Origin of the sequence: Streptomyces europaeiscabiei, from assembly GCF_036346855.1 — a bacterium.
GTDB classification, from domain to species: Bacteria; Actinomycetota; Actinomycetes; order Streptomycetales; family Streptomycetaceae; genus Streptomyces; species Streptomyces europaeiscabiei.
In genome coordinates, this window is the sequence record NZ_CP107841.1 from 9,286,125 (window position 1) to 9,300,119 (window position 13,995).

The following is a 13,995-nucleotide window of genomic DNA, read 5'->3' on the forward strand; positions in this document are numbered from 1 at the left end:
GGAATTGAACACTGTGCCTGAGCACCCACCCTCGGCGGACCGCACCAACGTCCTCTCACTCCTCGATGGCGTCATCGCGCACTCCGTGACCCCGGCCGCAGTGACCGTGGACCGGGACAGTTCCTTCCCTTCGGCGTCCATCCAGGCGCTCGCCCAGGCAGGTCTCGGCGGGCTTCTGATCCCGACATCGCTCGGAGGGCGAGGCACGTCCACGGCGACGTACGCCGAGGCGCTGTCCCGGATCGCGGCCGCCTGTGGATCGACCTCGACGGTCTACATGACCCAGATGCACTGCGCTCACCCGATCCACCTCCAAGGGCGGCCCGACCAGCACGAGGCGTGGATTCCCGCGCTCTGCGAGGGCACGGCCATCGGAGCGATCGCCCTGACCGAGCCCGAGGCGGGATCGGATGTCGCGTCGATGCGTACGACGGCGCGCCGTGACGGCGACTCCTATGTGATCAACGGCGAGAAGACGTTCATCTCCAACGGCGATGTCGCCGACGTCATCGTGCTCTTCGCGACGGTCGATCCGAGTCGCGGCAAGGACGGCATCACGGCCTTCCTCGTCGACACGGAGTACTCGCGGGGTCTTGAGCCCGGCAAGCCGATGAAGAAGCTGGGTCAGAAGGGCGCTTCTACCGTCACGCTCGGATTCCAGGACTGCCGGATCCCGGTGGAAGCGCGACTCGGCGCCGAGGGCGAGGGCTACCCCCTGCTGTTGCGGTCGGTGACGAAGTCGCGTATCAGCGCCGCCGCCCAGGGCGTGGGCTTTGCACAGGGTGCCTTCGACGCGACTGTGCGCTACTGCGCGGAGCGGGATCTTCTGTCTTCCCGCACCCGCAGTGCCCAGGACCTTCAGTTCGAACTGGCCCGCCTGCGGGCGGAGATCGCGGCCGGGCGGTCGATGCTGAGGGACGTCTGCGATCTGGTCGACGCCAGCGACGAGGACCCCACGGCCGAGGTCGCCATGGTCAAGCTGCACTGCACGACCCTGGGCGTGCGAGTCGCCTCGGCCTGCGTCGAACTTCTCGGCGAGGACGGAGATCGCGACGACATCGGTGCGGAGCGCCGACTGCGCGACGGGAAGATCACGGAAATTTACGACGGGACCAACCAAGTCCAGAGCATGCTCGTCGCCCGAGACATCCGTCTCTCGGTAATGCCGTGACCGAGCGCATCGACCGGCGCCGCTGACTCACACGAGTCTTGTCCACGAGGAGAGGTCCATGATGTGGGAGGCCCGTTACGACCGCCTGTTCATCGGAGGGCGGTGGGTTCCGGCACACGGTGAGCATCTGAGGATCGTGTCGCCGTTTACAGAAGAGGTCGTCGCCGAGGTTCCCTCGGCGTCGTCGAGCGACATCGACCGTGCCGTCGCCGCGGCACGTGAGGCGTTCGACAACGGGCCGTGGCCGCGTATGCCCCTGGAGGCGCGCATGGCGGTACTACGGGAACTGCGGCGGCTGCTCGCCGAGCGACAGGAACCGATCGCACAGCTCATCACTGGCGAGATGGGCTGTCCCATCACGCAGTCCCGCGCCATCCAGGCCGCCAATCCGGTTCGGGTGATCGACGCGTGTCTCGATCTCGCGCTGGACTACCCGTTCCGGTCGATCCGTAGGGCAGAGACGGGCAGCGCACTCGTCACCCGGGAACCCGTCGGCGTTGTGGCCGCCGTCGTTCCTTGGAACGTGCCTATGAGCATCAGCGTCCAGAAGGTCGTTCCGGCCGTGCTGGCGGGGTGCACGGTCGTTCTGAAGCCGGCCCCGCAGACGGCGCTCGACGCGTACCTCCTGGGCGAGCTGATCGAGCGGGCCGGGTTCCCGGAGGGCGTGGTCAACATCGTTCCGGCGGAGCGCGAGAGCAGCGAGCACCTCGTCGCGCACCAGGGCGTCGACAAGGTGTCTTTCACCGGATCAACCGCTGCGGGTCGCCGGATCGCGGCGCTGTGCGGTAACGATCTGCGGCGTGTCACGCTGGAGCTGGGTGGAAAGTCGGCCGCCCTCGTTCTGGATGACGCCGACCTTGACCGGACCGTCGAGGCGATGCGCCTCGGGGCGTTCCGCAACAACGGTCAGGTGTGCACTCTGAAAACCAGGGTGCTGGTCTCCGAGGCGCGTCAGACCGAGCTCGTCGAGCGGCTCCGCTCCCTGATCGACTCGATGCCCGTGGGCAGTCCCTACGACGAGGCCACGCAGATCGGGCCGCTGGTCTCCCACCGGCAGCGTGAGACGGTGGAGCACTACATCGCTACCGGTCTCAAGGAGGGCGCGACCCTCGTCACAGGTGGCGGACGTCCAGAGGGTCTTGACCGCGGCTGGTTCGTGGAGCCGACGCTCTTCACCGGTGTGCGGCCGGATATGACGATCGCTCAGGAAGAGATTTTCGGGCCGGTCCTCTCCGTTATGACCTACCGGGACGAAGCCGACGCGGTCGAGATCGCCAACAACTCGCCTTACGGTCTCAGCGGGGCAGTGTTCACGTCGGACTCCCGCCGAGGGCTGGAACTCGCGAGCCGGATCCGTACCGGTGTCGTGGAACTGAATGGGCATCCGGTCGGGCTCAAGGCACCGTTCGGTGGGTTCAAAGCCAGCGGCATCGGCCGCGAGTACGGGCATGAGGGGCTGGACGCCTACACGGAGTTGAAGTCCATCGGACTGCCCCCGGACATGGCGACATCGTTTGCGTAACCGACCGACCGACCGAGCTGGGCCCGGGACAACTCGCACGCTCTGCACCCATCGCCCCTGCTGACCAACGGGTCGCGGTTGTCGGGACGACACCGTAGCCACCGGACTGAGAGGAACAGACCATCAGATGGATCGTCTTGCTCACACCGATGAACTGACCGAGGACCAGCGGGAGATCCTCAAAGTGGTCAGACAGTTCGCCGAAGAGAAGATCATGCCGGTCGCCGCCGAGCTTGAACACAAGGACGAGTACCCGACCGACATAGTCGAGGGACTGAAGGGGCTCGGTGTCTTCGGCCTGATGATCCCAGAGGAGTACGGCGGGCTGGGTGAGTCGCTCCTGACGTACGCGCTGTGTGTGGAAGAGATCGCACGAGGCTGGATGAGTGTCTCAGGTGTGATCAACACCCACTTCATCGTCGCGTACATGCTGATGCAGCACGGCACCGAGGAGCAGAAACGGAAGTACCTCCCGCGGATGGCCACCGGCGAGGTGCGGGGCGCCTTCTCGATGTCGGAGCCAGGGCTCGGCTCCGACGTCTCGGCCGTGGCCACCAAGGCCGACAGGCTTGCCGACGGCTCGTACTCGATCACCGGCCAGAAGATGTGGCTCACCAACGGCGGTTCGTCGAACCTGGTCGCGGTTCTGACGAAAACCGATGAGGGCGCGGCCTCGGTCTACAAGAACATGACCACGTTCCTGGTCGAGAAGCAGCCTGGCTTCGGCGAGACCGCCCAGGGTGTCACCGTCCCGGGAAAGATCGACAAGATGGGTTACAAGGGCATCGACACCACCGAGATGGTCTTTGACGGCCATCGGATCGAGAGCGCCCAGATCCTCGGGGGAGAGCCCGGCCAGGGCTTCTATCAGATGATGGACGGTGTCGAGGTGGGTCGCGTGAACGTCGCAGCGCGCGCGTGCGGCATCGCCGTTCGCGCCTTCGAACTGGGCATCGCGTACGCGCAGCAACGTGAGACGTTCGGAAAGCCGATCGCGCAGCACCAGGCGATCCTGTTCCGCCTGGCGGAGATGGCGACCAAGGTCGAGGCCGCCCACGCGATGATGGTCCGCGCGGCCCGCAAGAAGGACTCCGGCCGACGCAACGACGTCGAGGCCGGCATGGCCAAGATGCTCGCGAGCGAGTATTGCAAGGAAGTGGTCGAGGCGTCGTTCCGCATCCATGGCGGGTACGGCTATTCCAAGGAGTACGAGATCGAGCGGCTCTACCGCGAGGCTGCCTTCATGCTCATCGGCGAGGGTACGTCCGAGATCCAGAAGATGATCATCGGGCGCAGTCTGCTCAAGGAGTACGCGATGTGACCAGCCCAGGGACAGCCGACGCATGTCTCCTCGCCGGTAATCCGGTAGGAAGGCTCTCGATCGGCAGGTTGAAGCACGACATTTTTCGGTATGACAATTTACCGACCCTGGTCATATACTGCGGCTTTGGATCAGGCCTTGTGTACGTCCGAACGTGACGGCGTCGGGCATGTCGACGGTTGGGGAGGCGTGGTATGGCTGAAACGGGGTCTGGGGCGGCGGAGAAGTTCCGGGCGCGACAGGTGACGCGGCCGCGTGATCAGGTGGAGCAGCAGATCAGGGAGGCGATCCTGGAGGGTCGTTTCGCCCAGGGGGAGAAGCTTCCGCCGGAGACGGAGCTGGCGAAGCAGTTCGGGGTGAGCCGTCCGACCGTGCGTGAGGCGTTGGGTGCGCTGGTGAGCGGCGGCCTCATCCGGAAGATTCCGGGCATGGCCGGCGGGAGTTTCGTCAACACGGTCACTCCGGATTCGCTCAGCCGCATGCTGAGTGAGTCGGTGGACACCATTTTGCGCCTGGGTGCCTTGGACATGCTCGAGTTGACCGATGTGCGGCGGGTGTTGGAGGTCCCGGCCGCCCGTCTGGCCGCTCGGCATCGGAGCGAGGAGCAGGTGGGCGAGCTGCGGTCGATCGTGGAGCGGCAGAGGACGACGACCATTGATGATCCGGGGATTCCCGGCTACGACCTGGCGTTCCACACGACTATCGGGCAGGCGTCGGGCAACCGGCTGCTGGCGGCGTTCATCGCCGCGGTGCACGATGCGACGCATCCGGCGCAGTACCTGGACGTGACCGCGGAAGTCGGGAAGCGGACAGTGAAGCAGCACATGGTGATCCTCGCGGCGATCGAGACTGGGGATGAGGACGCGGCCGCGGAGGCGATGCAGTCGCACCTCGACTACGTCCTGCGCTATTCGACCGCCCAGCCCAAGGCATAGTTCCACGCACGGCGACCTGAGTGACTCGTCTGAGTCGGCATCGCTCGTGCACGCACAAAAGCTGGTGTTCATGCGTGTGCCCTCCCAGCCAGCAGGCTGGGAGGGCACACGCATGAACCGCATCAATCGGCGTACCACTCCGCCATGAACTGGCTCTGGTCCGCGTCGGGGCCGAAGCGGTCGATGGCCTCCATGGTGAACTCCTCGACGAGGTGCCCGATCGGGGTGGCGTGCCCGAGGCTTTCCGCCATCTCGTTGGCCAGGTGGAGGTCCTTGAGCATCAACTGGAGCGTGAAGCCCTGCGCCCTGTAGGAGCCGCCGCTGAGGAGCTGGGGGAACGTGTTCTCCGTTGTGTAGTTACGGCTGCTCGACTTGTTGATGACCTCGACCACGGTGTCCTGGTCGATTCCGCACGCCTGCCCGAGACGAACGGCCTCGAGCGCGGCGAAGCGGTTGCAGCTGTTGAGCAGGTTGTTCACGAGCTTCATCGCGTGTCCCGTGCCCGCGGGACCCACGTGGAAGACATCAGGGGTCACGGCCAGCAGCAAGTCCCGGGCCTTGGCGAATGCCTGCTCGGAGCCTCCGACCATCAGGGTGGCCGTGCCGGCCCGGGCCCGTTTGACACCCCCGGCGATCGGCGCGTCGACGAAGTCGACGCCGAGTTCGGTGAGGGCAGAAACGATCTCCCTGTCCGTCGTGGGCGCCCCAGTGGTCGTGTCGATGACCAGAGTTCCCCGCGCGAAGTGCCGGGCGATTCCCTGGTCGCCCAGGAGGAGTTCGAGCACGTTCGCCGGTCCCGGTAGCGAAAGGAAGACGTACCGGCAGCGCTTGGCTGTCTCGTCCGCCGACACGAAGGTGGCGCCCCGGCTCACGAGTTCGTCAGCAGCCTGCCTGTTCAGATCGCTCACGTACAGATCGTGATCCGCCACGAGACGGCTTGCGATGGCCGAACCCATGGCGCCAACGCCGATGAACCCCAGCTTCTCGGACAATGGGTACCTCACTCACCTCACGGCCGATCCGGAGTCGACCAGCTCATGACCGTCGGTCGTGCTTGCGGGGAGGGGACGGGCCGGGTTCCGTGCCGCTTCCCAGGATCATCAGGCCCGCGGGTTGAAGGGGTCCTTGATGGTGTTGCCGGTGTCGATCCAGGCGGACTTGACCTCGGTGTACTCGTTCACGGCATGCATGCCGTTCTCTCGGCCGATGCCGCTCTCCTTGAAGCCGCCGAACGGGGCGACGTAATTGACCTTGCGGTAGTTGTTGATCCACACCGTGCCGGCGCGCAGGCGCTTGATCATCCGGTGCGCCAGCGCGATGTCTCGGGTCCAGACGCCTGCGGCCAGACCGAAACTGGTGTCGTTGGCGATGCGGACGGCGTCGTCCTCGTCACGGAACCGGATCAGTGAGGCCACCGGCCCGAACACTTCCTCCCGGGCGATGCGCATGTCGTTGGTGACCTCGGTGAACACCGTCGGCTCGACGAAGAGCCCCTTCTCCAGGGCGGGATCGTCCGGGCGCTTGCCTCCGGCGGCGAGCACCGCGCCCTCGGCCTTGGCGATGTCGATGTACCGCAGCACCTTGTCGTACTGTGCTCGGCAGGCGACCGTCCCCATTTCGCTCGCCGGGTCGCTCGGATCGCCCAGCCGGATCTGCGAGGCCCGGGTGGCGAGCGCCTTGGCGAAGTCGTCGTAGATGTCGTCGTGGACCAGGACGCGGGACCCCGCCATGCAGGTCTGGCCGGTGGCCGCGAAGATTCCGGCCATCACACCGTTGACGGCGTTGTCCAGATCGGCGTCGGGAAAGACGATGTTCGGTGACTTGCCCCCCAGCTCCAGCGACACACGGGCCAGCCGAGTGGCCGCAGTGGCCGCGATCTGCTTGCCGACCGAGGTCGAACCGGTGAACGAGATCTTGTCCACGCTGGGGTGAGCCACCAAGGCGGCTCCAGTCTCGCCAGCCCCGGTCACCACGTTGACCACACCGTCGGGGAAGCCCGCTTCCTTGATCAGCCGTGCGAACACCAACGTCGAAACCGGTGTCACCTCCGACGGCTTGACCACTACCGTGCATCCGGCCGCCAGCGCCGGCGCGAGCTTGGCCATCAACAGCATCAGCGGGCTGTTCCACGGCGTGATCAGGGCCACGACGCCGATCGGTTCACGCATCGTGAACGCCTGCATGTTCGGCACGCTTGTCGCCAGCGTCTCACCGATCGGGCTCTCGGCCACGCCAGCGAAGAAGTAGCAGTGGTTCGCGAGTGCCTTCGCCTGGTCGGCCACTTCGCGGATCAGCTTGCCGTTCTCGCGTACCTGCACCGTCGCCAGTTCGGTGGCGCTCTGTGTGATCAGGTCACCCAACCGGCGCAACAGGCCGGCACGCGCCAGGGGAGTCGCGCTCGACCACGGACCCTCCTCGAAGGCCCGCCGTGCTGCGGCCACCGCGGCATCCACGTCATCAGTGGTCGCCGTCGGCACCTCCGCCCAGTCCTCACCGTCGAACGGACTGGTGCACCTGAACGTCGAGCCGTCGGCGCTCGCCCGCCACTGACCGTCGATCAGTATCGAGAAGCTCTCGATCGGCATCTAGGACCTTCCTTTCCTGGGTGTGCGCCATGCGGCGCTGGGGTGGGCAGCGGGAGTGGTCCTGCGCGTCAGGGACGCGAGGGAGGAAGAAGCGGCCGTGAGACGGCCGGACCGGTACGAGGACGACTCGGCGAATGGCATGGAACTGCTGCCCACCTCGCGAATCTAGCCCTGGGCCTTCAGTCGGTCAACTGTCAGACAAAGGCAAGTGTGCATGCGATCCTGGCCTGCGGCCGTATTCATTGGGCGGCCCGGGGCTCAAGCCGACCGCCAGAAGTGGGCCTGCGGATTTCGCGGCGGGATCCGGCCGTTGCGGGCGGGGGGATCCGCACAGAGCGGCGCGAGCGTACGGGCGTCGCCCTCTCGCCGTGGCCGCTCGCCCCCAAGCCGAGGAGGTATTTCTCCTTCGCTGACGGTTGGCGCGCGGATCCGGGACGGCCTCCGCGAGTACGGCGCCGCTAAGTCACTACCATGAGAGGTGACGGCATGGCCAGAAATGGGCTGATATGGATGGGTGCACCAACGGCTTCCCGGTACCTCGGCGCAGGACCGGGAAATGTATTGCAGGGGCCTTGTACGGCCACTGCGGTCGTGGATGGCCAGGGCGGCATCTCCTTGTGGAGTCCGGAGGCGGAATCTCTCCTCGGCTATCGGGCGAGAGAGATCTATGGAACGCCTGCGGTGGATCTGCTGATCACCCCGGCGGACCGCGAAGCGGCGCTGGCAGCCGGCCGTAGACGGGGTGGAGCCGGGCAGGGCTGGGACGGTGTGCTGGCCATGAGACACCGAGACGGGCATGTGGTCCGGGTCGCGCTGCGCGTGCGTCCCGTACTAGGGGGTCAGGGGCAGGCCGGCTGGTCGGTCGGCGCCGCCGACGTGCGGCAGGTGGAGCGGTCGGAGTTCGATCAGGCGGTCCTCAAAGCGCTGTTCGAACAGGCCCCGATCTCGATCACCGTTGTGGGCACCGATCTGAAATTTCGCGCGGTCAATGCCGTGGCCATGCGGGATCTGGGCCTGCCAGCCGAGCGGATCATCGGGCGCCGCAACTATGAGGTCGCACCGGAGATCGACTTCCAGATAGCCGAGGAGCGCCTGCGCCGGGTGCGGGACACCGGCGAACCGGAGATCGGTTTCCCGGTGCGCGGTCGACTCCCGTCGGACGTGGAGCGCGAGGGCATGTGGTCCTCCTCATCGTTCCGGCTGACGGACTCGGCCGGCCACGTCCTCGGTATGTGCCAGACGTTCGTCGACGTCACCGAAGGCTATCGGGCCCAGGAGCGGCTGGAACTGCTGACCGAGGCCGGGGCGCGGATGGGCACCACGCTGGATGTGGAGCGCACCGCGCAGGAACTGGCCGACGTGGCCGTTCCCGGGCTGGCGGACTTCGCCGTCGTCGACCTGCTGGAGGCCACGGTGCGCGGGGAGGAGCCGGCTCCCGTGCCCGTGGCCGCGCCGGCGCTGCTTCGCCGGTCGGGAGTCCGATCGGTGCGGCCGGGGAATCCGGAGGCCGCGTATGTCATGAGCGAGAGGGTGACGTTTTCCCCGGGCACACCACAGGCTCGGTGCCTGGTGGGCGGGCGACCGGAACTCATGCGGAAGCTGGACGACGGCGAGCAGTCCACCTTCGATCCGCGCATCGTCGAGAAGATACGTGCGTCCGGCATCCGCTCGGCGATGGTCGTGCCGCTGCGGGCACGCGGGATCACGCTTGGTGTGGCTGTCTTCGCTCGTCACCGCGACTCCCCTCAGTATGATGAGGGGACTCTGGCCCTGGCCGAGGACTTCTGTTCGCGTGCAGCGGTGTGTATCGACAATGCCCGCCGCTACACCCGCGAACACACCACCGCTCTCGCTCTGCAGCGCAGCCTGCTGCCGCGCGAACTGCCTGACTCTCCTGCGGTGGATACCGCCTACCGGTACTTGCCCGCCGCCGACCACGCCAGCGCCGGCGGGGACTGGTTCGATGTCCTGTCCCTGTCCGGTGCCCGGGTCGCCCTGCTGGTCGGCGACGTCACCGGGCACGGCCTGCATGCGGCGGCCATCATGGGGCGCCTGCGCACCGCTGTCCACACCCTGGCGGATCTCGACCTCGACCCCGACGAGGTCCTCGCCCACCTCGACGATCTCGTCGTCCGCCTGGCTGAGGAGGATCCCGACTGTCAGGGCGCCAGCTGTCTGTACGCCGTCTATGACCCGGTCTCCCGCCTGTGCACCTTCGCGCGCGCCGGGCACCCCCCACCCGCCCTGGTACGCCCCGACGGAGCTGTGGAGTTCCTCGATGCCGTCCCGCCGGGCCCGCCGCTCGGCCTGGGCAGCCTGCCTTTCGAAACCGCCGAGTACCAACTCCCTGAGGGCAGTCTGCTCGCGCTGTACACGGACGGTCTCATCCAGGACCCGGGGCGCGACGTCGACGCCGCGCTGGACCGGCTGGCCCGCGTGCTGGCCGGTCCTGGCCGACCGCTGGAGCAGCTGGGTGACGCGGTGATGTCCACCCTCGTCGCCGAACGCCGCTCCGACGACGTGGCCCTGCTCCTCGCCCGCACCCGTGCCCTGCCAGCGGACCGGGTCGCCTCCTTCCAGCTGGCGGCCGACCCGGCCTTGGTGGCCCAGGCTCGATCCCTCGCCACCCGCCAGCTCGCCGAATGGGGCCTGGAACGGCTCGCTCTTACCACCGAACTCATCGTCAGCGAGCTGGTCACCAACGCCATCCGGCATGCACGTGGTCCAATCGCGATGCGTCTCATCCACACCCGAACGCTCATCTGCGAAGTCTCCGACAGCAGCCTCAGTGCCCCGCACCTGCGCCATGCCCGGACCACCGACGAGGGAGGTCGCGGCCTCTTCCTGGTCGCTCAGCTCGCCTCCCGCTGGGGCACCCGCTACACCCACGACGGCAAGACCATCTGGGCCGAACAGCCTCTGCCTCCTGCCGAGACGCCGGGTGCGCGGATGGACGAAGCGGTAGACCTCCGGACGGGCTGATCCGCGGGAAACGTAGAATCGTTCAGCAGGGAGCCGGCTTCGTCTTTGGCGTCGAGCACATGCGGTCCCGGGCCACCGGAGGGGCGTGCCCGGTACGGAACCGAAGGCCCCAGCTTGTGCCCTTTACTGCACCGACCCCACCAGCGTGTGGGGGCTGACTCGGCCGGTCGCCTGTCAGTCGCACGCTCATCGCGACGCCTTTGAGAGTGAGCAACTAGGGACGCCGTTGCGTGCACAGCCAGAAGCGGGCCGACAGCCCGCGTGCCGCGCCGTAGGCCAGGAGGTAGTGAGCAGATCCTGGCGACGGCAGGCGTTCTCTTTTTCTGCTCGCGAATGCCTGAGTGAGGGCCACTCAATACGGCGCGCCACGCCCGCCTGGGCCTCGCCTTCTCGGCGAGCTGGAACCGTTGGGCGCGGTCGGCTGGGGAGGCCTGCCGGGTTCGATGCGCCGCGACCTGCTAAGACGCCAACGCGATTGACTGTGGAAGCACTCGCTTACATCTTGACAGTGGGTTGAATGTCAGACATCTTGTGGGCATGTCCACACAGGTAGCCATCGTCACGGGCGCGGGCCGAGGCCTCGGCCGCGCCGTCGCCCACAGCCTGGCCCGCCGCAAGGTCGCCGTCGTCCTCGCCGGACGTACCCCCGAGCATCTGGCGGAAGTCCGGGAAGCCGTGCTCGACGAGGGCGGCACCGCGCTGGCCGTGCCGACCGATGTCTCCGACGCCGCGTCGGTCCAGGCCCTCTTCGACACCTGCCTGGAGGAGTACGGGCGTCTGGACGTCCTCGTCAACAACGCCGGTGTCACCGCGCAGGTGCAACTCGCCGACATGACCGAGGGCGACTGGGACCGTATCTTCGACATCAACGTGCGCGGCATGTTCTTGTGCAGCCGGGCGGCGGCCCGGCACTTCGTGTCCACGGGTTCCGGTCGAGCGATCAACGTCGCCTCGGTGTTCGGGCTGCTCGGTCGGCCCGGGTTCACCGCCTACGGCGCGTCGAAGGGTGCCGTCATCAACTTCACCCGTGCCGCGGCCGCGGAATGGGCGAAGTTCGGAGCGCAGGTGAACGCTGTGGCGCCGGGCTATTTCGCGACGGACATCAACGCCGAACTGCGTGACGACGAGGCAGCGGTGGCCAAGGTGGTGCGGAGGATCCCCGCCCGACGTATGGGGCGGCCGGAGGAACTCGCCGATCTCGTGACCTACCTGTCCCTCGACGCCCCGGATTTCCTGACGGGGCAGACCATCGCCATCGACGGCGGAGAATCCAGCGTCTGACCACGCCCCAAAGGAGCCGTACCAATGTTCGATGCCGTCATCTGTGAGCCTGTCCGCACCCCGGTCGGGCGCTATGGGGGCGTGTTCAGGGACGTACCGGTCACACACCTCGCCGCCACGGTGGTCAAAGGCCTCGTCGACCGCACCGGCGTCACCGCCGACGCCATCGACGACGTGATCTTCGGTCAGGGCTACGCCAACGGAGAGGCAGCGGCCATCGGCAGGATCGCCGCCCTGGACGCGGGCCTGGACATCACCGTTCCGGGCCTGCAGATCGACAGGCGGTGCGGATCGGGGCTGCAGGCCGTGATCTACGCCTGTATGCAGGTGGCGACCGGCGGCTCGCAACTCGTGCTGGCGGGAGGCGCGGAAAGCATGAGCCAGGCCGAGTACTACATCCCCGGTATGCGATGGAACCAGGGGCGCCAACCCCAGCTGCTCGACCGGCTTGCCCAGCCGCGTGGCAACTCGGGCGGCCGACGCTTCCCCGTGTCCGGCGGGATGATCGAAACCGCTGAGAACCTACGCGCCGAGTACGGCATCAGCCGCACGGAACAGGACGAGTGGGCGGTCCGCTCGCACGCCCGCGCCGTCAGCGCGATGGAGCGTGGCCTCTTCGCCGACGAGACGATCCCGGTCGCGGTGCCCGCTCGCAAGGGAGACGACCTCACGGTCACCGCCGACGAGCACCCTCGGCCGGGGACCACGGTTGAGTCGCTGGCCCGGCTACGGCCGCTGCTCGAGGGCACCATCGACGGGGCGACCGTGACCGCGGGCAACTCCAGTGGCCAGAACGACGCGGCCGCCGTCGCCATAGTGACCACGCCGCAGCGCGCCGAGCAGCTCGGACTGCGTGCATACGCCCGGCTGGTGAGCTGGTCGCTAGCCGGGGTGGAGCCGCACCGTATGGGTATAGGGCCCGTACCCGCGGCGCAGCGAGCGCTCGAACGAGCCGGGCTCCAGTGGTCCGATCTCGACCTGGTCGAGCTCAACGAGGCCTTCGCCGCCCAGGTGCTCGCCTGTCTGCGCGAGTGGAAACTCGGCAGTGACGACCTGGAGCGGGTCAACGTCAACGGTTCGGGCATCTCCCTCGGCCACCCCATCGGCGCCACCGGCGGCCGGATCCTCGCGAACCTGCTGCGGGAACTCGACCGACGCGACGCGCGTTACGGGATGGAGACCATGTGCATCGGCGGCGGCCAGGGGATCGCGGCGATCTTCGAGCGGGTCGCGCGATGAGCCGGCGACGCGTCCTGGTGACCGGGGCCGCCGGATTCCTCGGCTCGCACGTGGTCGAGCAACTCAGCGCCGCCGGCCACTACGACGTGGTGGCCACGGATGTAGTGTGCACCGAGCGGGCTGAAGCACTGGCCGCCCTGAAGCATGTCGAGTTCCTGCCCATGGACCTGCGTGACACCGCGGCACTCGACACGGCCGTCAGCGCGAGCGACACGGTCATCCACCTCGCAGCGGTCCGCACCCAGGCCTCCTCGACGACACCGCGCGCCGCACACGACGTGAACGTGGGCGCGGCATACGACCTGGTGAGCCTGTCGGCCCAGCACGGTGTCGAGCGCCTGGTGCTCGGGTCGACCCACAGCGTCTACGGCCCCTTCGACGACCCTGCCGCGCCCCCGTTCACCGAGGACCAGGCATCGATCCGTCGCGGCCTGAGCATGTACGCGGCGAGTAAACTGGCCGCGGAGGCTTTCGCGGAGGCCTTCGCCCAGGCCGGTGGCGCCCCGTACATCATCCTCCGCTACGGCACGATCTACGGACCACGGGCCAACCGTGACTCCAATGCCGGCATCCTGATCGACATCCTCGACGCGCTCGACCGGGGTGAGCGCCCGTCGGTGCCGTGGCAACGGGACGCCGTGCACGCCCTCGTCCATGTCCACGACGCGGCGCTGGCCACCCTCCGCGCGGTCGAGGTGGTCGGTGTCGAGCGCACGGCGGTCAATGTCGTCGGACCGCCGGTCACGGCGGAGGAGCTCTACACGGAGCTCGTGCGTATCCACGGCGGTGACCCGGGTGCCATCGAGTGGCGTGACGAGCGCACCAGGTATCAGTACGTCAGCGCCGGGAGACTGGCCTCGGTGCTGGGCCTCACCGCGACGACTGACCTGATCAGCGGCCTGCGGGAGTTCGTCGACTGGTACCGCGAAGACGTCAAGGGCGTAGACCGAGCCCAGTGA

10 protein-coding genes are annotated in these 13,995 nt (G+C 67.5%); 8 read left to right on the forward strand and 2 right to left on the reverse strand.

Annotated elements, in window-relative coordinates:
- Nucleotides 1-13: 13 nt before the first annotated feature.
- The 4 genes from OG858_RS40385 (at nt 14) to OG858_RS40400 (ending at nt 4,949) form a co-directional block, all read left to right on the forward strand.
- A complete protein-coding gene (locus OG858_RS40385; protein WP_327726125.1) occupies nt 14-1,171 on the forward strand; it encodes an acyl-CoA dehydrogenase family protein in 1,158 nt (385 codons plus the stop codon).
- Between the two features lie 58 nt (nt 1,172-1,229).
- Complete coding sequence (locus OG858_RS40390) at nt 1,230-2,693, forward strand: aldehyde dehydrogenase (protein ID WP_327745463.1); 1,464 nt, start codon at nt 1,230-1,232, stop codon at nt 2,691-2,693.
- Between the two features lie 127 nt (nt 2,694-2,820).
- On the forward strand, nt 2,821-4,014 hold the full coding sequence (locus OG858_RS40395; RefSeq protein WP_327725596.1) for an acyl-CoA dehydrogenase family protein: 1,194 nt from the start codon (nt 2,821-2,823) through the stop codon (nt 4,012-4,014).
- Between the two features lie 194 nt (nt 4,015-4,208).
- Nucleotides 4,209-4,949, forward strand: a complete 741-nt coding sequence (locus tag OG858_RS40400) for a FadR/GntR family transcriptional regulator (protein ID WP_257562035.1) — start codon at nt 4,209-4,211, stop codon at nt 4,947-4,949.
- Nucleotides 4,950-5,071: 122 nt separating this feature from the next.
- Here OG858_RS40400 and OG858_RS40405 read toward each other — a convergent pair whose 3' ends face one another.
- Both OG858_RS40405 and OG858_RS40410 read right to left on the reverse strand, forming a co-directional pair.
- Complete coding sequence (locus tag OG858_RS40405; RefSeq protein WP_327745464.1) at nt 5,072-5,953, reverse strand: NAD(P)-dependent oxidoreductase; 882 nt, start codon at nt 5,951-5,953, stop codon at nt 5,072-5,074.
- Nucleotides 5,954-6,049: 96 nt separating this feature from the next.
- Nucleotides 6,050-7,534: an aldehyde dehydrogenase gene (locus tag OG858_RS40410; RefSeq protein ID WP_327725598.1), complete on the reverse strand. Its 1,485-nt coding sequence runs from the start codon at nt 7,532-7,534 to the stop codon at nt 6,050-6,052.
- Between the two features lie 471 nt (nt 7,535-8,005).
- On the opposite strand from OG858_RS40410, the gene OG858_RS40415 reads away from it, so the two are divergent.
- From OG858_RS40415 to OG858_RS40430, 4 genes are all read left to right on the forward strand, one after another.
- The gene (locus OG858_RS40415) at nt 8,006-10,516 is read left to right on the forward strand and encodes a SpoIIE family protein phosphatase (protein ID WP_327747928.1); all 2,511 of its coding nucleotides are present in this window, start codon (nt 8,006-8,008) and stop codon (nt 10,514-10,516) included.
- A gap of 537 nt (nt 10,517-11,053) precedes the next feature.
- Nucleotides 11,054-11,797, forward strand: a complete 744-nt coding sequence (locus OG858_RS40420; protein ID WP_327725600.1) for an SDR family NAD(P)-dependent oxidoreductase — start codon at nt 11,054-11,056, stop codon at nt 11,795-11,797.
- Between the two features lie 24 nt (nt 11,798-11,821).
- A complete protein-coding gene (locus OG858_RS40425; protein WP_327725601.1) occupies nt 11,822-13,036 on the forward strand; it encodes an acetyl-CoA C-acetyltransferase in 1,215 nt (404 codons plus the stop codon).
- Nucleotides 13,033-13,995 carry an NAD-dependent epimerase/dehydratase family protein gene (locus OG858_RS40430; protein WP_327725602.1) on the forward strand — a complete coding sequence of 321 codons (963 nt, stop codon included), beginning with the start codon at nt 13,033-13,035 and terminating at the stop codon, nt 13,993-13,995. The genes OG858_RS40425 and OG858_RS40430 overlap by 4 nt, the downstream gene beginning before the upstream one ends.